This window comes from Sphingomonas paucimobilis NBRC 13935, from assembly GCF_000739895.2.
GTDB classification, from domain to species: domain Bacteria; phylum Pseudomonadota; class Alphaproteobacteria; order Sphingomonadales; family Sphingomonadaceae; genus Sphingomonas; species Sphingomonas paucimobilis.
The window spans coordinates 133,485-158,705 of record NZ_BBJS01000017.1; the positions used below are offsets into that span (position 1 = coordinate 133,485).

Consider the following 25,221-nt stretch of genomic DNA (forward strand, 5'->3'; position numbering starts at 1 on the left):
GGGAATCAAGCTGTTGGGTTCAGTTGGCGGCGCTGGTCTTGATCGACCCGTTGATCCCGGTGGGAAAGAACCCACCCTGCGTCGCCGCGCCCGACGTCATGAACAGCACGTTGAGCGCCTGCCCCGGCGTGCGCGATAGCTGAAGCCCGTCATCGTCGGTCAGGGCCAGTCGCGTCACGGTCCAGCCATTGGCCATGACCGGCGACATGCCGCGATCGGTCGTGGTCGATCCATCGATGCCGTTGCGCCAGGCCGCCAGACGGTCGACCATCGTCACCACCTCCGGTCGGGCACTGGAGGCGGCCATCAAGATGGTCCGCACGGTCGTCAGATCGGTCGCGGCGGTCGCCGCCATCGACACCATCGCGGCCCGCACGATGCTGTTGCTATATTGGGACAAAAGCCCGTTGAGCGCCGTCGCCTGCACCGCCAGAATCGTTTCCGCCGCCAAAGCCAGGTTGACCGGCGAGGCATAGGGATCAAACGTCTCGGCCGACCCGATCGCGCCGGCCATGCGGAACATGGCTGTGAAGCGCTCCGCCGTCATGTCGATCTGCTTCTGCGCCGGAGCATCGGCGCGCAGCAGGGCCCGCAGCAACAGGGTGCGATACCAGAGCGAATCGGCGATTTCCTGGATGCGCGCCTGGATGTCGCGGGTCCCGACCGGAAAGGCGACCTGTTGCGCCGAGGTGGCCGACACGCCCGGCTGATCGACCGTCTCACCGCCGCGGATGAACTGCGCCGGCAATTGGCGACCCGTTCCGTAGATCGCCAGTTGCAGCATGTTGGTCGACAGATAATGCAGGTTCAGCGCGAATTGCAGCGGCGCGGTATCGACCGACGATGCGTTCTGCGCCGACGCCGAACCCGCCACGCCACCGGCCAGCGCGACCCCCGCCAGCAGCGCCGCGAAAAACTCACGTCGGCCCGCACCGACAAGCCCGAACTGTTCTTCCGATATGTTCTCGATGTCCTTCATTTCCCTCCCCTTATCGTTCGCCGCCGCGTTCCCGTGAACGCCCGCATCCTGTGATGGCCGGCCCTCTTCGGGACCGTAGCACCCAATATCGACGACGCTTCCGCAAGCGCCCGGCACCCCCATCGCTGCGCCAGAATCAACTTATGTTCAAGTTTTAAGTTGTCGGAGTATAAAAGTCCAGTTACGTTGCGTCTCGCTGAGCAATAAAGTTGCCGTAAACGTTTTAGGGGGAGGTTAGGATGCTGTCCAGACGCGGGCTTGCAAGCGGGGTTGCTTTTGCCGCGATAATCAGTGCTTTTCCAATGGATAGCGCTGCAGCGCAACAAGGGAAGGATGCTACTGAAAAGGCTCAGAAAGTCTTGACGGGGGACAAGAGTTCTAAGGCACGCCCCCGCAAGCGCACAAAACGCGAGGAAAAGCTGGCGAGGGAGGCCGCCAAGAGCAGCGAATCGCAGCCGCAACTGTCCAACGACAATGGCCGCCTGGAAGGCGACATCATCGTCATGGGACTTCGCGAGAATGTGAAATCGGCCCGCAACGCCAAGCGGCGGGCCTCGCAGATCGTCGACGTCGTCGTCGCCCAGGATATCGGCAAATTGCCCGACAAGAATATCCCCGAGGCGCTGGCACGCATTCCCGGCATCCAGATCGAACGCAATCGCGGCGAAGGCGGGGACGTCAAGATTCGCGGCCTGGGCGGGGTCATGACAACGGTCAACGGATCACCGACTTTCTCGGCCGGCGACCGCACCACTTATCTCAACGACATCTCTTCCGACATGGTTGCCGGCATCGAGGTCTATAAGACCCGCACGCCCGACCAGGTCGAGGGCAGCCAGACCGGCGTGATCAACCTGACCCTACGCCGCCCGACCGATTTCAAGGAAGGCGCGACCTATGCCTTCAGCGTGCGCGGCGACTATGCCGACCAGGTCAAGAAGGTGAACCCTTATGTCAGCGCGCTAGTGGCCTATAATGCCGATACGGCCATCGGTCAGATGGGCTTTTCGGTCAACGGATCGATCAACGATGTCCGCTACAATGAATCGATCCGATGGAATGGCATGCCACATATTCCGGGCAGTTCACGCCTGACGTTCGAACCCAGCACGACCCCGCGCAATATCTACCTGCCTCACGCGATCGGCTTTTCAGGGCCGAATGGCCGGTCGAAGCGTGCCGACATCAATGTGTCGACCCAATGGCGCCCGGACGATCGCTGGTCGATCACATTGGAAGGCGGCTATCGCAAGCAACGCATGTTGTGGGCGGACAATCAGTTCGATATCCCACTGACCTATTCCGCTTCGTCCGCCCCGCTGCCGGTTCTGTCGAATATCGTACTCGGGCCGGACGGACGGCTGGTCAAATCCCTGTCCTCCACATCGCTTGATCCGATGGGCCCCGGCCGGCAATCCTGGTTTCACGAAAGCACCAACTATAATGGCCGCTTTCAGGTTGATTTCAAAAATGAGCGGTTCGAGTTCAACAGCTGGGTCAACTGGGCCCGCGCCGAAAACGATTCCGACAACATATTCCATTGGATACGCTTCAATCAGCAGCCCAGCTTCGACGCCATTTTCAATGACACCACCGATCCGCTTGGGGGATCGAATGTCAATTTCAAGAACATCGACCTTCTTGATCCAAAGAATTACCTGTATGTTGACGGCTTCAATCAAAGCAAACAATATACTTATAGTTCTGAAGTCGAAGCTAAATGGGACCTCAAACTTTATACGGATTCTAATTTTATCGATTATTTGAAAACTGGCTTCCGCTACGCCAACCGCTCTTATTCACGAGGCATAGGCGCTCGCGGCCCCTATGCCGACCTACGTATCCCGATATCTAGCCTGCCGGATTACAATCTGGTCAGCAGCGGAAAGGGATTCCAAGGATCGAAATCAGCCGCCAATGCTGAATGGTTGATCGGCGACAGCAACTCAATTCGGAACAGTTTCAATGCCATACGCGGCATGCTGTCTGGAATCTATCCAGAACTTTCTTCTTATTACCCCGAATATAATCCATATGACGGCTTCACCGGTTCGGACGGCAGCTATGCGGCCTATGTCATGGCGCATTACAATATCAAGCTGCTGTTCCCCATTGACGGCGTGATCGGCACGCGCATCGTCAACAGCCTGACCAACCTGACCTCGATACAACGAACCACCGCTTTCGTGAACGTCGACAATCGCTTGGTGGAAACGACCACGGAAACGGCGATCAGTCCGCGCGGCAACTTCCTGGACGTCATGCCCAGCGTGAATGCCATCATCCATTTCACCCCCAAGCTGCAGCTGCGTACGGCCTGGACCTATGAAGTTGGGCGACCAGACGTTTACAGGATCAATCCGCGTCTCGCGCTCGATCTGCGCAACCTGAACGGTCCAACGGCGTCCGGCGGCAATCCGAGACTAGGGCCCGTCACGACGAACAAATATGACGCTTCGCTCGAATGGTATTTTGGGCCGACGGGCTTAGCCAGCATCGCGATCTGGCAGTGGAATCAGGATGGCCTGTTCGGCAATCGCCAACTGCCCGAGATACTGCCGGAGTCGCCAAACGTGCCTGTTCTGGTGACACGCCCCTATAATCTGGGCCGCGGCCGGCATCGCGGCATCGAAGGCAATCTGACAACCTTCTTTACGTTCCTGCCCGGCTTCCTGAAAAACTTTGGCGTTCAAGTCAATGGAACGATGAATTTGACCCGCCAAGCCTATCCGATATTCAAACCAGACAGCAATCTGATCAGCGAAGCCGAGTTTATTTATGGACCTTACTTGAACGTATCCAAATATATATACAACCTTATCGGCTTCTTCGAAAAAGACGGTTTAAACGTTCGCGTTGCCTATAACTGGCAATCACGACGTCAATGGTGGGTTGATGCCAATAATCCTTACAACAATATCTTCCTTGATCCGGTGAGGCGCCTTGATGCCTCGATCAACTACGACGTAAACAAGAACCTGACCTTGGCGTTGGAAGGATCGAATCTGACAGCCGATGGCAATCGCAGCTATTTCGGCTCCTATGCCGCGCCGCAGGACGTGCGTTATTTCTCACGCAACTTCAGCTTTTCGGTACGCACACGCTTCTAAGAAACCCAGGACACCGGGCGGGGCGGAGACCATCGTCTCCGCCCCCGCTTGCCTGGTAGAATTTGGATGCCGCCTGTTTGGTAGTTGCGTCTGTCTTTGACCAGGGGCGCCCCTTATTTCGGCCGGCAATTCACCGCTGGCAATGCCTGCCAATGCCGTACGACACATCTGGTGCCGGGTCAGTTTGACGCAATACTAGCATTACAGTTGTATTTTTGATTGACTGTGAGCGCATTGCGGCGGCCTGACGTGCACGTCGCCAGCATGACCGGGCGATGACGTGGCGAGGTTCCATACGGCGCTGGGCCAGCCTGATGACGATGCGACGGATCTCCTAGATGGACCAGCGGATCAGCAGCCCCCTGGGTCCATCTCCCGATCGCGCCATCAACATATGCGTCAGCCGAAAGATCGGCGAGTTCGAAATAGGCGCAGTTGTGAAAGCGCTCGCCCTTGGTGCCTTTGCCCGCTGACAGGCGCGGCCTGCGCCAGGATCGAGTTGGCTCGCAATCTGCGCGGCGGTGCCGGCCACAACCGGCTCGTCGCCCCCGAGCCGAAGCGATGGTCGCCTTTCACGCCGAGCACATACCCCTTGCCGGCACACCGCAACGCCTGCTCGATGGCGCAGACGCCGTCGACAGCATCCGCATCCCAACGCCCGCGGCCCAGGATCGCTCGCTGGCGCCATGGCCCGGCATCGCCAGCCGCGCCGGCACGCATCCATCCAGTCTTGCGCCGTTCGTCGCCCGGCAATCCATTCGGAAGACAATCAAAACAAACTGCGATGCTAGGCGGACACGTCTTGCCCGGCCTACTGGTCGTCGACCGGAATGGCACAGCGATAGCGACGAACTGCCCGATGCTGACCGCAGTGCTCCACGTAGAATTTTGAGCAACCTGATCTCGACAACCATGTCCTGATCGCTGTGCCGGCCGAGCAGTCCGTAACAGGATGGCGAAGGCTGCTTCGCGAGGCTGGCGCCGGCCGCCCCCGATAATCCGATTCCGCCGTCATGCGCCCAGCCATATCATCCGACGGCCTGATTTTCCGGTCCGCACCGTTCGCTGCCGGCCATAGTGCGAGGGTTCCCCGACGCGCCGATCGCAACAGCCGGCGATTGCGGGGCGTACCATCTTGGCCGGCACGCCCCGCAATCGGTCCTGACCGATCAGAACTGCTTGCGGATCGTGATCTTCTCCGTCGCATAGCGGCTGCCTTGGCCCAGCGCGCCGCCCAAGTCGAAGCCGATCCGCCAGCCATTGTCGAAGACATAATCGGTACCCAGCTCGATTGCATAATTGTCGCGCGTCCAGCCATCGCCGCGAATGGCATAGTTGAACCCGCCCAGATCGGCATAGTCGAGCGCCTGGATACCGCCATTCTTGAACTCGTGCCGCCACTCGGCGCGCACGCGCGGTACGAAGCGTCCGGTGACGAGCGATCCGCGCAGGCCCAGTACGCTCGACAGCGAGGTCAGCCTGCGGCCGTCGAACACCAGATTGGCATTGCCCGCCCCGGTCTCCGTATAGCGATCGAGATCGGCCGACAGATAGTCGATCCGGCCATAGGCGGACAGGGCATGGGTGCCGCTGGTCCGATCGAACCCGCCGGTCAGCGAGCCGAACAGCATCGATCCCCCCCGATGGCCCCGCGCGACGGCGTCGCCGCCGGTGACATTGCGGATCGTATCGAAGGACAGTCGCCCTGCCCCGGCGACGCCGTCGAGGAACAGGCCGTCCGCCGGCGCGACGCTGCCATAGACCGCACCCATCCAGCTATTGCTGTCGACCCGGCCCTGATCCTTGCCGACCTTGGCCCGCTCGCCGCCATAGCCGCCGCCGATACCGACGGTCAGCGCCTCGGAGAGCTTCACGTCGACGCCGCTGCTGAGGCCTCCGGTCGAGACGGTCAGCTTGCCACGCCCGCGCGTCGCATCCTGGGTCCCCAGCGCAATCGCGCCGCCCGACCAGATCGCGGTCGATCCGACCGAGCGGCCCACGCCCTCGACCGCCTCGGCCTCACCGGTCTCGGTGCGCGTGGCCGGATCGCCCGCCATCGTCTGGCCCATGGCCCGGTCGCTGCGCGCGCCGGCCAGCCCTGCCACCGGCATCGCCCGACCGTCGCGGTCATAGGTCATCATGCCCGCCGCACGCTCGCGACCCATGACTGCGGTCGCATGATCCGACTTCAGCATCGCCAGATCGGTCGCGGCCATGCCGGTGTTGGGATCGCGCCCGCCATAGCTGTTGCCGCCCGAGATATTGACCCCCATCGGCCGGCCGACGCTGCCCGCGCCGCCATTGTGCAACTGCTCGTTGCGGCGCTGGAAATTGTCGAGCTGAGCCTGGGCGAAGCGGCGCGTCGCTTCGGCCTGCGCGGCCGAGATGCCCGTGACGGTCGCGTCCTGCGACGGATCGGCGCGCTGCACCACGCTGACGCTGACCGCAGCGGGGGCCGAGGTGCCATAGGCATTGGTCAGCGTGTAGCGGACGGTCGCGGAGCCGCTGAACCGGCCGCGCGGGGTGATGCGCAACTGATAGCGGCGATCGCCGGTACTGCCGCTTTCGACGAGCGTCGCCTCGACCCCGTCCGCCGGCGTGACCGAGACGATGGTCGCCCCCAGGAACGGCCCGCCGATCGCCCCGCCGGTCAGGTCGACGATCTGGGTCTGGCCGTTGGTGACGCTGGCCTTGACCGCCGGGGCGACGGGCGCGCTGCCCTTCACCGTCACCGCGACGCGCGCCTCGTTGGAAGTACCGCCCGCGCCGATCGCGACATAGCCGAAGCCGTCCTCGCCGATATAACCCGGTTCGGGGGTATAGGTGACGGTGATGCGCTGGTTCGTCTCGGTCACGTCCTGCTGGCGCGCGTCGATCGACACCGTGCCGTGCTGCGGCTGGGCGGTGATGCGGATCTGGCGATAGTCGCCGGTGATCAGCGCCGACAGGTCGATGGCGACCGCGCCGTTTTGCGTCGTGGTGGCGGTGCTTGTCGCAGCCGAGCCGGGCCGCGCGACCGGTGGGGCCGGCAGCGCGATGTCCAGCGTATAGGCATTGGTGGCCGTGAAGGGGCCGTTGCCCGACGAGCTGTCGGTCGCGGTGACGGTCACATTATAGCGGCCGCTCTCCTGCGGCGTGCCCGCCAGCAACCCGCCCGGCGATAGCGTCACCCCGGCCGGCAGCCGCCCGGCGGTGACGGCATAGGCATAGGGCGCGGTGCCGCCGCTGGTGGTCAGCTGCTGGCTATAGGCGACGTCCTCCTGGCCCGCCGGCAGCGTCGTCGGGGTCAGCGCCAAGCTCGGCTGCGCGACGGTGATGCTGACCGTCGCGGGGGCCGAGGCGCCGCCCGCATTGGATGCGGTGTAGGTGAAGCTGTCGGCCCCGGCATAGCCGGCCGCCGGCGTGTAGCTGATCGCGGTGCCGTTGACGGTCGCGGTGCCGTGCGCGGGCGCGCTGGCGATCGCGACACCAGTCGCCGCACCGCCGCTCACCTTCAGCGGAACCGCCGTGGCCGCCGCGCCGTAACCGACCGCCAGGCTGACATTGGCCGCGACCGGCACGTCGGGTGCGGCGATGACCAGGCTATAGGCCTTGGCCCCGCTATACGGCCCCGCCCCCGTCGAGCTGTCGGTCGCGGTCACGGTGAAGGCGAAGCGCCCGAACGCGCTCGGCGTCCCGCTCAGCGTGCCATCGGCCGCCAGCGTCACCCCCGCCGGCAACGCGCCATCGGTGACGGCATAGCGATAGGGCGCGGTGCCCCCCGATGCGGTCAGCGCCTGCTTATAGGCCGCCTCGTAGCGCCCATCGGGCAGGCTCGCCGGCCCGACCGCCACACTCGCGGCCGCCACGACCAAGGTATAGCCGCGCACGGTGGTATAAGGCCCGCCATTGCCGGTCGCGGTCGCATCGGTCGCGGTGATGGTGAAGCTGTAGCTGCCACCGGCGGTCGGCGTGCCGCTCAACGCGCCATTGGTGGCAAGGCCGATCCCCGCCGGCAACGCACCGGCGGTGACGGCATAGCTATACGGTGCCGTCCCACCAGTCGCGGTCACTGCTTGGCTATAAGCCGCCCCGACCGTCGCATTGGCCAGCGCCGCCGGATCGAGCGCCAATGCCGGCGCCGCAATGCTGAGCGTGTAGCTGCGCGTTGCACGATACGGACCCGAACCGGTCGAACTGTCGGTCGCGGTGATGCTGAAGGTGAAGCTGCCCGACTGCGTCGGCGTCCCCGCCAGCATGCCATTGCTCGACAGCGTCACCCCTGTCGGCAACGCCCCTGCCGTGACAGCATAGCTGTAGGGTGCGGTACCACCCGTAGCCGATAACGCCTCGCTATAGGCCGCACCCGACACCCCCGCCGGCAGGCTGGCCTGACCGAACGCCACCGTCGCGGTCGCAACGTTCAACGTATAGCTGCGGCTTGCGGTGTATGGTCCGCCATTGCTGGCCACGGTCGCATCGGTCGCGGTCACGGTGAAGGTGTAGCTACCGCCGGCCGTCGGCGTACCACTCAGCGTACCGTTAGTGCTGAGCGTCACACCGGTCGGCAACGTACCAGTGGTCACCGCATAGCTATACGGCGCAGTACCGCCGCTCGCCGTCAGCGCCTGGCTGTAAGCCGCACCGACCGTCGCATTGGCCAAAGCCGCCGGATCGAGCGTCAGCGCTGGTGCGGCGATGCTGAGCGTATAGCTGCGCGTTGCGCTATATGGCCCAGAGCCCGTCGAGCTGTCGGTCGCGGTGACGCTGAAATGGAAACTTCCCGACTGGGTCGGCGTCCCCGCCAGCATACCATTGCTCGACAACGTCACCCCTGCCGGCAAGGCCCCTGCCGTGACGGCATAGCTGTACGGCGCAGTGCCGCCGCTCGCCGACAGCGTCTGGCTATAGGCCGTGCCCGACGCACCCGCCGGCACATTCGTCGGTGCCAGCGCCACGGTCGCGGTCGCCACGGTCAGCGTATAGTTGCGCGCGATCGTATAGGGCCCGCCATTGGCGGTGGCTGTCGCGTCGGTCACCGTGACCGTGAAGCTGTAGCTGCCGCCAGCTGTCGGCGTACCACGCAACGTACCGTTGGTGCCGAGCGTCACACCGGTCGGCAACGTGCCGACGGTGACCGCATAGCTATACGGCGCGGTTCCACCACTTGCCGTCAGCGAGGCGCTATAAGCCGAACCAACCGTCGCATTGGTCAGCGCCGCTGGGGCCAGCGTCAGCGTCGGCGCGGCTATGCTAAGGGTATAGCTGCGCGTCGCGCTGTACGGCCCCGAACCGGTCGAGCTGTCGGTTGCGGTCACACTGAAGACGAAACTCCCCGACTGGGTCGGCGTGCCCGAGAGCGTCCCGCTGCTCGACAGCGTCACACCCGCCGGTAGCGCACCTGCCGTCACGGCGTAGGCGTAGGGCGCGGTGCCGCCAGTCGCCGACAGCGTCTCGCTATAGGTTGCGCCCGACACCCCCGCCGGCAGGCTGGCCTGACCGAACGCCACCGTCGCGGCCGCCACCGTCAGCATATAGCCACGGCTGGCCGTGTAAGGTCCACCATTGGCGGTGGCTGTCGCATCGGTCACCGTGACCGTGAAGCTGTAGCTGCCGCCAGAGGTCGGCGTGCCGCTCAGGGTACCATTGGTACCGAGCGTGACACCTGCCGGCAGCGTGCCGGCGCTAATCGCGTAGCTGTACGGCGCGGTGCCGCCGCTCGCCGTCAGCGCTTGGCTATACGCCGTACCAACCGTCGCATTGGCCAGGGTGGCCGGAGCCAGGGTCAGCGCCGGCGCGGCGATAACCAGCGTATAGCTGCGAGTCGCGCTGTACGGCCCCGAGCCGGTCGAACTGTCGGTCGCCGTGATGCTGAAGGTGAAGCTGCCCGACTGGGTCGGTGTACCCGCCAGTGCACCGCTGCTCGACAATGTCACACCCGTCGGCAAGGCCCCTGCGGTCACCGCATAGCTGTACGGCGCGTTGCCACCCGTAGCGGACAGCGTCTCGCTATAGGCCATGCCCGACGCCCCCGCTGGCAAGCTCGCTGGAGCCAGCGTCACCGTCGCGGTCGCCACCGTCAGCGTATAGGCGCGCTCGCCGGTGAAGCCTGCCGCATTCGTCGCGCGCAGCGTGAAGGCGAAGCTGCCGCCGGCGGTCGGCGTGCCGGCAAGGCGGCCGTCACTGGTCAGCGTTACGCCCGCCGGCAGGGCGCCGGTCACCACCGTATAGCTATAACGATCGCCCGCGCCGCTGGCGGCGAGCGTCTGGTCGTACGCCTGACCGACGCTCGCGGGCGGCAGGGTCGACGGAGTCACCACGATGGTCGGCGCGGCAACGGTGATGGCGTACAGCCCTTCGACGGAGAACGCCCCGCTGTCGGTCGCGCCGATGCGGACGTCGAACGTCCCCGCCGCGCTTGGCGTGCCCGAGATCACACCGCCGGATGCCAGCGTCAGCCCGGGCGGCAGGGCTCCGCCCACGACGCTGTAGCTGTACGGCGCGATGCCGCCGCTGGTGGTGATGGTCTGCGTATAAGCCATACCGCCGGTCGCGGCGGGCAGCGCGGTCGAGGTGGTCGTGTTCGCGGCGGGCGACAGCGTCAGCACCGGCGGCTGGACGCTGGTCGTATAGTTGGCCTGGCCGACAAAGGGCGCGCTGCTGCCGCTCGCACTGTCCGTCGCGGTGATCGTATAGGTGAAGCTCCCCGCCGCGCTCGGCGTACCCGACAGCGTGCCGTCGTTCGCCAGCGTCAGCCCGGTGGGCAGCGCGCCGGCGGTCACTGCGAAGCTGTACGGCGCGGTGCCGCCGCTGGCGGTGAAGCGCTGGCTATAGGCGATGCCGACCTGCGGCGTGGGCACGGTGGCGGGGCTGACGGTGATCGTCGGCGCGCCGATGGCGATGCTTTGCTGCACGGCGGGAGCGGGGTCGAAGCTCGTGTCGCCCGCCTGGCTGGCGGTGATCACGCAGGTACCGACCTGATCGAAGCGCACGCTGTTGCCCGTGATCGAGCAGATGGCGCGCGCGCCCGTATCGATGGCGATCGCCGGGGTCAGCCCCGAGCTGGCACTCGCGGCGACGAGATAGGTCCCGCCGACGATCGCGCCGGCCGGCGGGGTCGAGGTGAAGCGCACGGTCTGCGCGCCCCGCCCGATCGTGATGGTGAAGGCCTGCGACTGACGCACCGGCGGACTGCCGCCGGTCGAGTCTTCGGCCGTGACGGTGAAAGCGAAATTGCCGGCGCTTGCCGGCTCGCCCGACAGGGTGCCGCTGGCCGCCAGCGTCAGGCCGGTGGGCAAGGCGCCCGCCGTCACCGCGTAGCTATAGGGCGCGGTGCCGCCGGTCGTGGTCAGGGTGGCGGTATAGGGCGTGCCCACAGTCCCGCTCGCAGGCGGCGCGGCGATGGTCAGCGTCGGGTCGCCGATCGTCACGGTCACCGTCGCGGGCGCGGAGGTGCTGACCCCGTTGCTGGCGGTGAAGGTGAAGCTGTCGGTGCCCCGCACGCCGGCGGCGGGCGTATAGGTCAGGTTCGGCGCCGTGCCGCTCAGCGTGCCTCGGGCCGGCGCGGCGGTGATCGCATAGCTCAGCGGGCGCGCGGGCGTATTGGCGTCGGTGCCCGCCAGGACGATGCTTCGCGCGGTCTGGAACGCGGTCGACACGGTCTGCGCGGTCGCGGTCGGTGCGCCGATATAGGTGAAGCTGCCATTGGTCGCGCTGACGCCGGCCGTGTTGGTAACCTGCACCGTCGCGGGTCCTGCGGTGCCCGTCGGGGTGACGGCGGTCAGGCGGGTGGCGCTGGCCACCGAGACGCCGGTCGCGGGCGTGCCGCCTACCGTCACGCTGGCATCGCTGGTGAAGTTGTTGCCGGTGACGGTGATCGTCGTGCCGCCCGCCGTGCCGCCCTCGGCCGGGGTCACCGCGCTGACCGTAGGGAGCGCGACGATGGTGAAGCTGTTGGTTGCGGGCGACGAGGCATTACCCGCCGCGTCGGTCGCGGTGACCGAGACCGTGTTGGACCCCAGCGGCAGATCGGCCCCCGGCGCATAGCTGTACGTGCCGCCCGCCGTCGCGGAGGTCGTGCCGGCCGCCGCCCCGTTGATCCGGATCGCGAGGCTGGCATTGCTTTCCGCCGTGCCGGTGATCGCCGGCCGCCGATTGGCCAGCGTCGCGCCATTGGCGGGGGCAGTGATGACCGGCGCGGCGGGCGCGACCGTGTCGATGGCGAAGGCATTGGTGTTCGAGGGTGCCGACGCCACCCCCAAGGCCGAGGCGACCGCATAGACGCTGTGCGATCCTTGGCCCAGCGCGCTCGCCACGGTGTAGGTGAAATTGCCGCCCGAAACGCTCGCGTTGCCGTTGAGCGTACCGTCGATGAAGACCTCGACCGTCGTGCCGCTCGCGGTGACGCCGGTCACGATCGGCGTCGCCGTATTGAGCGTCGATCCATTGGCCGGGCTGGTCAGCACGGGCGCGGCCGGCGCGGGCGGCCCCGCCACGGTGATCGTCACCGTCGCGGCGCTGGAGGTCGCGAGACCGTTGGAGACGGTGAAGGTGAAGCTGTCCGTCCCGATATAATTGGCGGCCGGCGTATAGGTGAGGTTGGGCAAGGTACCGCTCAGCGTGCCATGTGTCGGCGGGGTGCCGATAGCATAGGTCAGCGTCCGGGCCGGTGTGTTCGGGTCGCTGCCCGTCAGCGTCACGGCGGTCGCGGTGTTGAAGGTGGCGGTCACGCTGCGCGCGTTGGCGGTCGGCGCCTGGATGGCGGTCAGGGTCGCGGCGCTGCTGGTCGCGCTGCCCTGGCTGTTGGTGAAGACCGCGCGGTACTGGCGGCCATTGTCGCCCGCTGTAGTCGCGGGGGTGGTATAGGTAGCGGCGGTCGCGCCGGCGATATTGGTGAAGCTGGCACCACTGTCGCTCGACACTTGCCACTGGACGCTGGGCGACGGACTGCCCGAGGCGCCGGCGGTGAAGCTGGCGGTCGCGCCGACCGCGACCGTCTGGCTCGCCGGCTGCGTGGTCACGGCGGGCGGGTTGAGCACGACATAGCTATAGCCGTTCGCCAGCGTGGCGGTGCCGCCCGGCGTGGTGACCGCGACGGACGTTGCACCGGCGCCGCCCGCAGGGGTCACCGCCGTGATCTGGGTATCGCCGGTGACGGTGAAGCTCGTCGCCGCATTGCCGCCAAAGGTCACCGCGCTCGCGCCGGTCAGGCCGGTGCCGGTGATCGTCACGCTGGTGCCGCCGGCGGTCGATCCCGAACTTGGCGTCGCGCTCGTGATCGTCGGTGCCGCGATATAGCTATATTGCGAGGCCGGGCCAGTCGCGCTCGTCACGCTGCCGGTGGTGACCAGCACGTCATAGGTGCCCGCCGCCTTGGCCGGCAAGGTCGCGCTGAGTTGGGTCGCACTGACATAGCTGACGCCGGTCGCGGCGGTGCCACCGACCGAAACGGTTGCGGTGGGTGTGAAATTGGTGCCGGTGATCGTCACGGCGCGTGACGCATTGGCCGGCCCCGAGGTCACGCTCAGCGCGGTCACGGTCGGCGCGGCATAGGTGTAGTTGACGCTGCCGGTACTTGTTTGGCCGGTGGTGGTGTCGGTCACGCCAACCGCCACGGTGCCGGCCCCCGCCGGCGCGGTCGCGGTCAGCGTCGTCGCGCTGGCATAGGTCGCCGGGACCGTCGTCGCGCCGAAGCTGGCGCTATAGCTGTTGCCGCTGACGAAGTCGGTGCCGGTGATCGTCACCGGCGTGCCGCCCCCGCTCGACCCGCCGGTCGGCGAGATCGCGCTGATCGTCGGTGCGGCGACATAGCGATACTGGTTGCCCGCCCCGGTCGCCGAGGTGCCGCCCGGAGTGGTGACCGTCACATTGACGGTGCCCGATCCGGCGGGCGCGGTCGCGGTGATCTGCGTCGCGCTGTTGACGGTGAAGCTGGCCGCCGGACTGCCGCCGAAACTGACGGCGGTCGCGCCCGTGAAACCGGTGCCGGTCACGGTCACGCTGTTGCCGCCCGCCGCACCGCCCGAGGCGGGGGCGACCGACGTCACGCTCGGCGCGGCAATGTAGGTATAGCTGTTGAACACCGCCGAAGCGGCTCCGTTCTTCAGCACCGCGACACCGACGGGGCCCGCCGCATGCGCGGGCGCGGCCACGGTGATCTGCGTGTCCGATGTCGGGGTGACGGATACGAGGCTGGTGTCGAACCGTACCTGATCGACGCCGGTGAAGTTGCTGCCGTTGATGGTGATCGAGGTCCCCCCGGCCGCCGGGCCGGAGGTCGGCGCGATGCTGGAGATCGCCGGGGGCGGCGTACCGACGCAAGTGGCGGTCATGGTGAACGAACCGGTGTCGGCGGTCGAACCGCGCTGAATCCGCGCGAGGATCGCGTTGGTCCCTGCGTCCGTCGTCAAGGTTTGCGTTATGGTCCCGACCGAGGCGAGCAAAATGCCGGGCGCGCTTGTAGCCGATCCGGGCGTGGTGTTGGAAACCGGGAAAAACGCCCGAAAGCTGCTTCCCGACACACTGATCGTCCGCACGGTGAACGTGATCTGCTCGTTCGCGTCGAAATCATACAGCGTCGGACTGAAACCGGCATAGGTGGCCTGATAGGTGCCGGTGGTCGCAGTATAGGATGCGGATCGGATACCCGAGGCGGTGGCAGCAATGCCGGCAGTACGGCCCGCAGGGCTAGGCGCAGCCGTGGTCGAACTGAAGTTGGCGGAGTAATTCAGTTCGCCATTATTGATCGCCGTGCAAGCCGCGCTCTCCGCAGCCGCCGCACAGGGCATCGCCGCGATGGCAAGCGCCGACAGCGCGATCATCGGTCGCACGACCCCGCATGAGGGACGCGATGCGACATCCGCGCGCGCAGCCACGTACAGACCCGTCGACGATGCTTGCGCCGGCACCGTATCTATAATGGTGCCCGCCTTCACGACACGGCCAAGCGCACGAACAAACGCGCCAAACATGATCTATAGCCCCCCGGCTCGCCCCCAAGACATCACCGATCGGTGACGAATGCTTCACCGGACGCCAGAATCAAAATAGAGTCAATATTTTAAAGACCCTAATTCACAAATGAGACAGATCACCGTCCTTTTCCAGGGCAATATTAATATATATCACTCCCAAAATACCGTTTGAAAATTTGTTACGCATCCGATTCATAAGATAATGGTCAGAACAACAGCCCATTTTGGACAATTTATATTTGCCATATAGAACCATTATGGATTTGTTTTACGGTTTCGTCCGGTCAACAATGAGGTGGCGTGCCTCGACATGGCGAAGGGCGCGCTCTCAAGGGAGCGGACATGGAAGCATATATCGGATACGTGATGTTCACCGCAGGCAGCTATGCCCCCTACGGTTGGTCATTATGCCAGGGCCAAATTCTCAACGTCTCACAATATAACGCGGTCTTCGCCCTGCTCGGCGTCACTTATGGTGGCAACGGCAGCACCACGTTCGGGCTGCCTCATCTGGGCGGGCGCGTCCCCGTCGGCACCGGCCAAGCACCGGGGGTCAGCCACAATTATCAGGCGGGCGAAACGGCGGGCACCGAGCAGACCACCATCCTCACCACGCAGATGCCCGCGCACGTCCATGCGTTTCCGGCGCAGCCCGGCATGGCCGTGGTCACCGACAACACGGGTGATGACAGCTCGGCCACGGCTAGCGCCGGTGCACGTCTGGGCAACCTCATCGATCCGAACGCCACCGGTGCCGCGATCTATGTTCCGGCGGGAGTGGGCACCACGACAGTGAATCTGGCCGGCACTCCGGCGGGCACGACCGGGATCGCCGGCGGAAACCAGCCCATGTCGATCATGCAGCCCTATCTGGCGATGAACGCGGTCATCTGCCTGCAGGGCATTTACCCCCCGCGCGATTGACCGACCGGCCGGCACCGTTGCCCTTTGGGACACGGTGCCGGCCACCCAGCGATCAGTTGAACACCGCCTGATAGACGCGGCGGTCGCGCAGCGGCGGGCGCTGGCTGATGAAGATGCTGTGCGGCCCGCCCCGCCCACAGTCGAACTCATAGGCCAGATCGAGCAGTACGACGTTCATCGGCGCCTCGAAGAATAGCGAGAAGGGTTGCCGGAAATCCAGTCCACCCGGCAATCTCGGCGTCGTCTCGACCCGGTCCAGCCGCAACTCGACCGCTTCGGGCAGGGTGTTCACCTTCACCGTCTTGCCCACCCAGGGCAGGAAATCTTCCGGGGTCATCAAGCGCATAAATGGTCCTCTCTCCATGACCATCATCGACGATCGGGATAATCACGGCAAGATGACCCACCAGGATATGAAACCGGATAGGATCACATTCCGTGACGAGTGCCCAGCCGACGCGGCGGTGATCCGTCGCGCCCATGCCAGCCACTGGCGCGCGCCGCCCGGTTTCGACCTTCCCGCCGCCTTGCTCGCTCCCCTGCTCGACCAGCAGCATCGCCTTCAGGAACGCCATATCGCGGCCACCCATCCCGGCGCCGATCGGCGCATGATCATCACCGATGGCGTGGCGGTCGGGCGGATATGCCTGAACCGGGACGCTCGGCCCTGGCAGATCGTCGACTTCGCGCTGGTGGTCGACGCACAGGGTCTCGGGATCGGGCGCGCCGTCTTGAATGCCGTGAAAGACGAAGCCGCCCGTGCCGGTGCCGCGATTCTATTGGAAGTCGCCCGCGACAATGCCCGGGCGCAAGCCTTTTACCATCGGGCAGGGTTCGGGCCCGCTGGCGGAGACAGCGGCACTCATTTCCGACTGATGTGGAGTATCGGATAGACAAATACCAAAGGCGACAGGATCAGGCATCCGCCCTCCGCTTTCCGACTTCGGACACTATGGGTTAGGCCGCGCCTTACGCTGACATCGGTTATGGTGCCGAAGGTGGTGGAGAGGAAGAACGGACCAATGTCTGTCGTGATCCTCGGTGTGGATCTGGGCAAGAAGGCATGCGGCATCGCTGAGGTGAATGCGGGGGGCATGATCGTTACGCGCCGCCGGACGCTGATCGATCATGTGCCGACGCTGCCGCCTCGCGTAACGATACCGGCCTAGCTCAGCCCACCCCCATGCGACGCGCCCAGAACGGCGCGCTGCGCCAGCGGCGTTCCATGCCGTAATAAAGGGCATGGTGACGGCAATAGGCCTGCCAGATGCGGCCCATCCGTGTGGCGTATCGTCCGGTCGCGGCGGCGTCTCCATCGAGAAGGGCAAGCGTGGCCTCCCCAGCCTCCAGTCCCGTCGTCAGGGCGTTGAACAGGCCTTGGGATGATAGAGGGTCCAGGGCGATCGCACTGTCGCCGGCGGCAAGCCAACCCTCACCTGCCGCGCTGCGAGCCACGCTGTTGGCGGCGCACAGCATCGATGGCGTCGCTTGAGATGGGTCGACTTGGCCGATCACATCCTTCAACTCTGGCAACGAGCGGGCTGCCATCAACGGCCCTGTTGTCAGGACGTCACGCATGGCCGCCCCGCCCGAATCGCCATGGAACGCGACGATGCGATCCCCATCCGGCAGCATGGCGGTGTACCACCATCCCTCCGCGCACGCTTCGATATAGGTGGTGGTGTCGGAAGCCTGAGGCTGCGGCACGCGCTGATAGGCGCAGGCCAGCCGGTCCATCACCATGCGCCGCTGGCCATGTTTGCGCATCAGCGAGGTTCGCCGGCCGCTCGCATCGATCAGGCGCCGGGCAAAGACCGACATGCCGTCGTCGAGCGTGACATGCCATCCGTCCTTGAGGCGACGTATGTCCCCGACACAGGCGGCGACGAACGCGGCCCCGCGCACTTTGGCATCCGCGCGCAGATCGGCTTCGAACCGGGCGCGGTCGATCCGCCAGCCCATGCCGTCGGGATCGCGCATCGCATCCAGTTCGGCCGGATCGTCCGAGCCCCAGCGGCTGACCTTGAGCGGCGCGATGCCGTGCCCCGCCGCCGCAAAGCGCTCGAACGCGCCGATCGCCGTCAGCACCCGCCGCGCCGCGCCGGGCAGCGTTTCGCCGATCCGCCAGGCCGGTACCGCCACCCGGTCGATCAGCGCGACACTGGCGAAGGGCGCCAGCGTGCAGGCGGCGGCCGCCCCCGCCGCCCCGGCACCGATGATGACGACATCGACGATAGGCTCGCTCATCGCCGCTGCGGTGGCAGTCCGTTGGGAAAGCGATTGACCAGCGCGATGCCGGACAGATCGACCTCGGTCGCCGACCGCGTGCCGCGCCGCTCGACGGGGCCGGGCCTTGCCGCCGGGGCGACCCGCATCGGCGGTGCCGCCCCCAGAAGGCGCGGCCCGGTCAGCTTCTCCTGCTCGGGGGTGATCAGCCGGGCATAATCCTCGACCTCGATCGTCGCGGGGAATTCCGGATCGCCAGGGCCTTCGCGAACCTCGACGACGCCGAGAAAGTCGAAATGGTGGATCATGTTGTTGATCTGATGCGTGTAGCCGTCCGCGCCCAGCGGTTCGATCCAGGCCTCGCGATTGGCGAACGCCTTGCGCCGTTCCTCCAGGGGGCGGGACTTGTCCATGACGATGTCGTAATTCTCCTTGGTCAGCACCTCGTTGGGCACGCGCGCCGGCCAGAAGGTGGGGACGTAAGGGTCATAAGCGGGGGTGTAGCCCGACCGGCAACTGCTGGTGTCGGTCTGCCACGGGACCGCCATCCACCGCGTGATGCCACCCGGCATCTGGCCACAGAGCGGCCCGTTGGGGATGGTGACGTCATCGGGGGTCAGCACCTCGCTCGGTCGCGGCGCAACCCAGCCTTCGGGCGCATGCTGAAAGCGGAACGGCGCCATGTACATAGTCGCGGTGCGTACCGGCCATGTCATCTCGCAGCCGGGGTGGAACGCATCGGCCAGACAGAATTCCAGTGCCGCGCGGGTCAGCATGTCACCCTGTTCGGCGACCGGCAGATCGTCGATCGCGGCCGGCGGACACTTTTTGGGATCATGGTCGGGGTCGAAATTGCCCTCGGCCCATTGCCACAGCATCGCCATCTGGCAGTCGCTCAGCACCGCATTCTGGCGCGGGCTGGCGACCGGCGGGATGTTCATCGCGTCACCGTATAGCCAAGGCCAGGGCACCGGCGAGTTGGCGTCGGTGTCAAAGTTGCGGAAATTGTTGTAGATGACCCGGCGCTGCTCACGATAGGCCGGACTGGTGCTGCCCAGACGCGCCAGCGCGGTGTCGCTCGTCAGGTCGAACACCCCGTCCCAGCCGAACCCGGCGGCAAAGCCCGCATTGACCCATTGCAGCCCCTCCATCCGCTGAAAGATGGGCAGGATGTCGCGCGCGAAGGATGGCCGGGTCGGGGCAGGCAGCTTGCCTGCCTTGATCGCAACATCGCGCATCAGATCCCACATGGTGCGCACCGATTTGCGCTGCGGCCCGTAATTGGGTGGCGCGACGACGACCCAGGCGGGGATCACCTGGATCTCCTCACCGTCGAGCGTGACCCGGGCGGTCACCGGCCCATCGGAGACATCGTCATACCAGCCTTCGTTATTGGCGAAGGTGATGGCGGCGCTGCCGTCGACGCTCGCCGAGACGCCCTTGCCACCGAGCACCGTCAGCCGCTGCTCGCCATCGGTCGTCGCCTCGCCCAGATAGACGGGGATGTCCATGAACTTGCCCTCGAACGTCTTGGCCTTGACGTTGGCGCCCTTCAGCACCCGCTTCTTGCCCTCGATCGCCAGCGTCGTGCGATCCGCCACGCCCGGATTGCGCAGCGTGGTCGGCGGGGCGTAATTGGCCTCGGGAATGTCGAGCGCGAGCTGGAAGCCGTACCAGGCGGCCTTGTGGTTGGCGAGTTGCACCTGCCATTCGACCGTCGCGCCCGCCTCCTTGCCGGTCAGTTCGCGCACGATCTCACCACGTGCGTTGACGCCGTAGACGCGGAAGCGCGCGGCCTGTCGCTTCAGCCTTTTATGCGCGTCGCGGTAGCTGCCGGCGGGCAGTGGCTGCGGATCGGTGACTTCGGGACCATAGAAATATTCGTCGCTGGTCCCGACCCGCGCGATGCCGATCGCCGGATGGATCACCGCCTGGACGATGCAATTGTCATGCTCGATGGCCGGGGGCGCGGCCGCCGCGACGCGCGGGGTCAGCGGGTCGCTGGTCAACTGACCATTGGCATGCTGGCGCATTGCCGCGCCCGCCGCATAGACGCCGCGCCGGACGACCGCGATCGACGACTGGTCGCTGGGCCGGTTCGCGTGCGGCACGCGCCAGATGTTGAAGGACAGATTCTGGCCATAGTCGGCCTGCCCCGGCGCATCGACTCGCTGGCGCGGGATGACCAGAGTCGCGACCGGGATATAGGGGCTCTCCTCCTCGGGCCAGACGACATTGGCGGCGTCGAGCGGCATGGTCTTTTCGTTGGTACGCCGCTGCACCGACAGGGTGAAGCGATAGTCGCGCTCGGCCAGCCGGTTGATCAGGTCGGTCTTCAGATAGTCGTTGCCGTCGTCGGGCACGTCCTCGGCCGGGGTTTCCGGGTCCAGCCGATATTTCACCAGCTCGTCACCAAGATGGAAGGGCAGGATCGCCCAATAGCGGTTGGTCAGGCACGATCCGCGTGCCGCGTTCATGTCGTTGAGCACCGCGTTGATCGCGGGATGCTTCGCCAGATAGGCGTCGTAATCATGCTGGACGACGCCGGCATAGGTGAACTCGACCATCGTCTTGGCGGTATCGAGGAAGAACCGGTCGATATTCTGCATGATGAGGTCGGCGGTCGCGCCCTCCTCGCCCAGCGCGTTCGGGCCGTCGACGCCGAACAGCTTCAACCCGATCCCGCACATGCTGCCCAGATCGGGATCGGTCGGGCCGGTATCGCTGGAAAAGCGCATCCAGGCCTCCAGCCGCTCATGCGCGAAGAGGCCGACACGCCACGCCTCGGGCATGTCGGCATGACGCTCCAGCCAGCCATGCGCGACGCCGTGCAGCTTGCGAAAGACCGCGCGCTGGGCGGGGGGCGGGTTCAGCTTGGTATCGCGTGCCTGTCCGATATCGACGAACATTTCGGTCAGCCGTTCGGTGGCCTGATCCGGCTTGTCGAAACATTTCGGAGTAGGAAGTTCTTTTTCCATATCTGATTCCCCCACCATGCCGTTTTGCCGGATAGACTGGCCGCGAATGATGTCGCCGGCAAGATAGGTCGAGACAGAATTTTTGTTATGCTAACGTTTTACATCCAAACTGGATGATAAGTTTACTAACATATAATAGATAAGCAATATTATGCATATAGATCCGGAAGCGGACGCGATCGATTATTGCACTGATGTTGCGCAGTGTCATGCTGATCCTAAAAAAATACGAATGATGATCAGTCATCCACCTTGGGGAGATTTGCGATGAGCCATGCGGAAGAGAATTTTCTGAGCGTGCCCGCTCATCTGCTGCTGACCCCCGAAGATCAGGACGGGAAATTCGAGGATTTCATCCGCCTGCCCGTGCTGGGCCAGGGGACGGTCGGCTTCATGATCGCTGAGAAGGCGCCGTTCAGCGTCAGCATCCAGAACAAATGCTGGGGGCGGCCCGCGCTGCGTTGGGATGTCGATTTCAACGGGGTCACGCTGCACGAGCGGATCGACGGCGAATGGCATCAGCGGCCGGTCACGCCGCAGGTCGAGCTGGAACCTGACCTGACCCTAGGCCTCGATCCCGATCCGTGCTGCCCCTATTGGTTCAGCTTCGATCATAACAATCGTCGGCTGCGCTACGGCAAGGGCGAGATGCGGCTGGGTTGCATGATCGCGGAATATCAGCTGGCGGGCAAACCGTCCGACGACGACGAAGACCCCTATGCCTGGCTGCGCGAGGCGCGCCGGGTCGAGGTGACGGCGTCGATCCGCGATTCGGTCGACATCTGGCGCGATCCGGTGGTCGCCGATGTGCCGATGAAGGTCGTCGTTCATGACCGCATGACGATGGACATGATGGCGCAGGGCCAGGCCACCGTGCCGGGCAATCTGACGCCGACCTGCCGCCAGCTCTACGACAATGTCGCCGGCGAGATGTTCCGGCTCGACACGCCCGACTTCCCCGAATTCGCGCAAGCGATCAAGGAAAGCATCGCCGATCCGCAAGGCTGGTGCCATGAAACGCTGGCGCGAAAGGCGGAGGAGTTCGGCACGCCCGATCCCGACAAGACCTATCTGCGCATCACGCTCGGGCAGAATCAGGGCGATTCACCCGGCGTGCCCTTCGTCATGGAAATCTGGCCGGTCGGCCATTACTCACCCATCCACAATCATGGCGGCGCGGAGGCGGTGATCAAGGTGCTGCACGGCGAGATCAATGTCGATCTCTACCGCATGCTGTCACCCTATCATCAGGCCCCCTTCGCGACCGCCGTCTTCGAGAAGGACGATGTCGCGTGGATCTCGTCACGCCTCAATCAGGTCCACAAACTGATCAATCGCGGGGCGCAAGAGCCGTGCATCACGATCCAGTGCTATCTCTATGCCGAGACCAATGAGGTGCACTGGCCCTATTTCGATTATCTGGCCAAGGCGAAGATCGCCAATTTCGATCCCAATTCCGACGACGACTATGTGTCTTTCAAGGAGCGAATGCAGTCCGAATGGCATCGGCGTCACCCCAAATAAGGCGTATCGTGATTCCATCGCACTTCATTAGGTGGTGATCGCGATCCGAAGGCCCGGGCGCGGCCATTCCTCGATCTCCCCGTTCTGATGCAATCGGCGTCTTGCTGTGACGGCAGCCATCGGATCGTGATGCCGCCCTCGACCGAACCGATAAAACCGGCTGCGGGTGGCCATCATTTTGGATGGTTTACAATGGCAATAGGCGTGCAGCTCAATGCGGCGCTTCTCGTTGGGAAAACAGGAAAGCCGCCCGACAGCTTTCCTATGGGCCTGTCGGATAGCGGCATGCGGCAGAAGACATGGCCGCTGCCGAACGCTATGGGCGCAGCATGGCCCGGCTGCTGTTGTTCAACAAACCCTTCGGGGTCTTATCGCAATTCACGGACCGCGGATCGCCAACGGTTCGGTCGACATTGTCGGATTTCATTGCGGTGAAGGGCGTCTATCCCGCCGGGAGGCTCGATCGGGACAGCGAGGGCCTGCTGCTGTTATGCGATGATGGGCGGCTGCAGGCACGAATTGCCGATCCACGCTTCAAGATGCCCAAGACCTATCTCGTGCAGGTTGAAGGCGATCCGCAGGAGCCGGAACTGGAGCGCTTGCGGCAGGGCGTCCAGCTCAAGGATGGCATGACCCTGCCTGCCGATGTCGCTCGTATCGACGAGCCGGACCTGTGGCTGCGCGATCCGCCGATCCGCCAGCGTAAGGCCATCCCCGACAACTGGCTGAAACTCACCATCCGCGAAGGGCGCAACCGGCAAGTGCGTCGCATGACGGCGGCGGTCGGGTTGCCCACCCTGAGGCTCGTCCGCTGGTCGATCGGCGACTGGTCCGTCGCCGGAATCGCGCCGGGCCGGTTCGAGCAGCTCTCTGTATAGCCTGGGCGAGGGTGGCAGCCGCTCCTATGACTGATGACGCAGTCTGGCGGGTGAATGTCGACTGCTGACGGGATTGCGGATCACGGCTGTCTCCGCTGTTGGTTGCCGCCGACCGCAAAAGCTGATTTGGGGCTTCGCTCACTGGGGCTTTGACGCCTTACGTCCGGGTCATACGAAGTCAAATCGGCAGGGTTTTGGATTGCCATGAATTATCGCCACTCCTTCCATGCCGGCAACAGTGCCGATGTCGTGAAGCATAGCCTGCTGATCGCGCTTGTCCGCGCCTTGCAGCAGAAGCCGGGCGCGCTGACCCTGATCGACACCCATGCCGGCTGCGGGCTCTACGACCTTGGCGGCGAGCAGGCTCAACGCACCGGTGAAGCCGCCCAAGGCGTGCTGCGGGCCTTTGCCGACCCGAACCCCTTGCTGGACGACTATCGCGCCGCCGTACGGGCGGTGAATGTCGGGACGGAGCCGCACCTCTACCCCGGCTCGCCACAGTTCCTGGCGCAGCTCCTGCGCCCGCAGGACCTGCTGATCCTCAACGAAAAGCATCCCGAGGACGCCCGTGTTCTGCGCGGTGCGATGCGCGGTACGCCTGCTGCCGTGCATGAGCGCGATGCCTATGAGCTGTGGCCGGCGATGCTTCCGACCCGTACGCCGCGCGGCGTGGTGGTCGTCGACCCGCCGTACGAGCAGACCGACGAGCGCGCCCGCATCACCACCACCCTCGCCGCGGCCCACCGCAAATGGGCGCATGGCGTGACGGTCATCTGGTATCCGCTCAAAGACCGCGCGACGCATCAACGGTGGAAGAACGATTTGCGAAAGCTCGGCATCCCCAAATTCCTGTCGGTGGAGCATTGGCTGTATGATGCCGATCAGCCCGGCATCTATAACGGTGCGGGCCTTTTCATCGTCAATCCGCCCTATGCCTTCACGCAGGCGCTCCCGCCGCTGCTGGAAGCCCTCCGCGCCGCCCTGGCGCCGGAAGGGCATAGGGGTGAGATCACTGCTGATTGGCTGGACGGTTAAAAGTCAGGATCTGTAATTTGCATCCGCTTGGCGGTTGGCCCTTGAGGGTCTCGAGGATCTGTCCGCCCTTGTGGGCCTGAGGGTCGTATCGGTTCACATAAGACCGGACATGGCGTGGCCTCGAAGCGGGCTTGGCAGTCCATCCGATCAGCTCCGCAGATCGTCCGTAGCCGCGTTCCCCGGCGGGCGGCGGGCGAACGCGACCCGGGCTTTCTCGAAGCCGCGCCGCTTCGCGATCTTGAGCGCCTGGGTCTTTAGCGCAAAGGCCTGCCGCGTGCGGATCAGGATCGAGTTCGTAGCCTCGTCGAGGAGCTTGCGGACGGTACCGCCGCCCTGTTTGGTGATCCGCCCCGTCCGTCAAGCTCACCCGACTGGTGCGGACGCGGGGCGAGAGCGAAATAGGCCTCCGCCGTTCGCGATCGCTTGAACCTGCCCGCCTCATCCACGGCAGCGGTGAATGCCGCCAAGGTCTGCACAGCGACGCAGAATGGAACTGTGCGCCGTATCGAACCTCGCCACGTCGTCGCCCGGTCATGCTGGCGGCGTACACATCAGGCCGCCGCGCAATGCCCCCACAGCAAATCAAAAACACAACTGTAATCCTAGGGTCAGGAC

The 25,221-nt window shown here is 65.0% G+C and carries 13 protein-coding genes and 1 pseudogene; 7 read left to right on the forward strand and 7 right to left on the reverse strand.

The features are described 5' to 3' along the window. Positions 1-19: 19 nt before the first annotated feature. Positions 20-979 carry a ferritin-like domain-containing protein gene (locus SP6_RS07380; protein ID WP_007403802.1) on the reverse strand — a complete coding sequence of 320 codons (960 nt, stop codon included), beginning with the start codon at positions 977-979 and terminating at the stop codon, positions 20-22. A 239-nt stretch (positions 980-1,218) separates the two neighbouring features. Between SP6_RS07380 and SP6_RS07385 the strand changes: the two genes are divergently transcribed. Next, positions 1,219-4,089 (forward strand): TonB-dependent receptor, encoded by a 2,871-nt coding sequence (locus tag SP6_RS07385; RefSeq protein WP_082052447.1) that lies wholly within the window; start codon positions 1,219-1,221, stop codon positions 4,087-4,089. A gap of 359 nt (positions 4,090-4,448) precedes the next feature. Here SP6_RS07385 and SP6_RS21465 read toward each other — a convergent pair. Together SP6_RS21465 and SP6_RS07390 are read right to left on the reverse strand one after the other, a co-directional pair. Continuing rightward, positions 4,449-4,848: pseudogene (locus SP6_RS21465) on the reverse strand (hypothetical protein); the annotation flags it as partial. A 410-nt stretch (positions 4,849-5,258) separates the two neighbouring features. After that, complete coding sequence (locus SP6_RS07390; RefSeq protein WP_037567752.1) at positions 5,259-14,888, reverse strand: putative Ig domain-containing protein; 9,630 nt, start codon at positions 14,886-14,888, stop codon at positions 5,259-5,261. Positions 14,889-15,383: 495 nt separating this feature from the next. Between SP6_RS07390 and SP6_RS07395 the strand changes: the two genes are divergently transcribed. Beyond that, positions 15,384-15,965, forward strand: coding sequence for a phage tail protein (locus SP6_RS07395; RefSeq protein ID WP_007403661.1), 582 nt, complete (start codon positions 15,384-15,386; stop codon positions 15,963-15,965). Between the two features lie 52 nt (positions 15,966-16,017). Here SP6_RS07395 and SP6_RS07400 read toward each other — a convergent pair whose 3' ends face one another. Continuing rightward, positions 16,018-16,311: a DUF6916 family protein gene (locus SP6_RS07400; RefSeq protein WP_007403885.1), complete on the reverse strand. Its 294-nt coding sequence runs from the start codon at positions 16,309-16,311 to the stop codon at positions 16,018-16,020. A 16-nt stretch (positions 16,312-16,327) separates the two neighbouring features. On the opposite strand from SP6_RS07400, the gene SP6_RS20040 reads away from it, so the two are divergent. Next, positions 16,328-16,858: a GNAT family N-acetyltransferase gene (locus SP6_RS20040; protein WP_007403915.1), complete on the forward strand. Its 531-nt coding sequence runs from the start codon at positions 16,328-16,330 to the stop codon at positions 16,856-16,858. Between the two features lie 129 nt (positions 16,859-16,987). Next, on the forward strand, positions 16,988-17,134 hold the full coding sequence (locus SP6_RS20855; protein ID WP_007403665.1) for a hypothetical protein: 147 nt from the start codon (positions 16,988-16,990) through the stop codon (positions 17,132-17,134). Position 17,135: 1 nt separating this feature from the next. Here SP6_RS20855 and SP6_RS07410 read toward each other — a convergent pair whose 3' ends face one another. Both SP6_RS07410 and SP6_RS07415 read right to left on the reverse strand, forming a co-directional pair. Next, positions 17,136-18,212, reverse strand: a complete 1,077-nt coding sequence (locus SP6_RS07410; protein WP_042468794.1) for an NAD(P)/FAD-dependent oxidoreductase — start codon at positions 18,210-18,212, stop codon at positions 17,136-17,138. Beyond that, positions 18,209-21,169, reverse strand: coding sequence for a LodA/GoxA family CTQ-dependent oxidase (locus tag SP6_RS07415; RefSeq protein ID WP_007403940.1), 2,961 nt, complete (start codon positions 21,167-21,169; stop codon positions 18,209-18,211). The genes SP6_RS07410 and SP6_RS07415 overlap by 4 nt, the downstream gene beginning before the upstream one ends. A gap of 267 nt (positions 21,170-21,436) precedes the next feature. Here SP6_RS07415 and SP6_RS07420 point away from each other — a divergent pair, with 267 nt between their 5' ends. From SP6_RS07420 to SP6_RS07430, 3 genes are all read left to right on the forward strand, one after another. Beyond that, positions 21,437-22,693, forward strand: coding sequence for a cysteine dioxygenase (locus tag SP6_RS07420; protein WP_007403871.1), 1,257 nt, complete (start codon positions 21,437-21,439; stop codon positions 22,691-22,693). A gap of 329 nt (positions 22,694-23,022) precedes the next feature. Continuing rightward, entirely contained in the window at positions 23,023-23,571 is a 549-nt protein-coding gene (locus SP6_RS07425) for a pseudouridine synthase (protein WP_007403807.1), read from the forward strand. A gap of 204 nt (positions 23,572-23,775) precedes the next feature. After that, positions 23,776-24,606 carry a 23S rRNA (adenine(2030)-N(6))-methyltransferase RlmJ gene (locus SP6_RS07430; protein WP_007403844.1) on the forward strand — a complete coding sequence of 277 codons (831 nt, stop codon included), beginning with the start codon at positions 23,776-23,778 and terminating at the stop codon, positions 24,604-24,606. Positions 24,607-24,887: 281 nt separating this feature from the next. Here the strand turns inward: SP6_RS07430 and SP6_RS21685 are convergent, their stop codons facing one another. Then, complete coding sequence (locus SP6_RS21685; RefSeq protein WP_227876536.1) at positions 24,888-25,082, reverse strand: transposase; 195 nt, start codon at positions 25,080-25,082, stop codon at positions 24,888-24,890. Positions 25,083-25,221: the final 139 nt, after the last annotated feature.

Bases quoted from the DNA above. Each gene is read 5' to 3' on its own strand.
- SP6_RS07380 (WP_007403802.1), bottom strand. From the start codon at position 979: ATGAAGGACATCGAGAACATATCGGAAGAACAGTTCGGGCTTGTCGGT.
- SP6_RS07385 (WP_082052447.1), top strand. From the start codon at position 1,219: ATGCTGTCCAGACGCGGGCTTGCAAGCGGGGTTGCTTTTGCCGCGATA.
- SP6_RS07390 (WP_037567752.1), bottom strand. From the start codon at position 14,888: ATGATCGCGCTGTCGGCGCTTGCCATCGCGGCGATGCCCTGTGCGGCG.
- SP6_RS07395 (WP_007403661.1), top strand. From the start codon at position 15,384: ATGGAAGCATATATCGGATACGTGATGTTCACCGCAGGCAGCTATGCC.
- SP6_RS07400 (WP_007403885.1), bottom strand. From the start codon at position 16,311: ATGCGCTTGATGACCCCGGAAGATTTCCTGCCCTGGGTGGGCAAGACG.
- SP6_RS20040 (WP_007403915.1), top strand. From the start codon at position 16,328: ATGACCATCATCGACGATCGGGATAATCACGGCAAGATGACCCACCAG.
- SP6_RS20855 (WP_007403665.1), top strand. From the start codon at position 16,988: ATGTCTGTCGTGATCCTCGGTGTGGATCTGGGCAAGAAGGCATGCGGC.
- SP6_RS07410 (WP_042468794.1), bottom strand. From the start codon at position 18,212: ATGAGCGAGCCTATCGTCGATGTCGTCATCATCGGTGCCGGGGCGGCG.
- SP6_RS07415 (WP_007403940.1), bottom strand. From the start codon at position 21,169: ATGGAAAAAGAACTTCCTACTCCGAAATGTTTCGACAAGCCGGATCAG.
- SP6_RS07420 (WP_007403871.1), top strand. From the start codon at position 21,437: ATGAGCCATGCGGAAGAGAATTTTCTGAGCGTGCCCGCTCATCTGCTG.
- SP6_RS07425 (WP_007403807.1), top strand. From the start codon at position 23,023: ATGGCCCGGCTGCTGTTGTTCAACAAACCCTTCGGGGTCTTATCGCAA.
- SP6_RS07430 (WP_007403844.1), top strand. From the start codon at position 23,776: ATGAATTATCGCCACTCCTTCCATGCCGGCAACAGTGCCGATGTCGTG.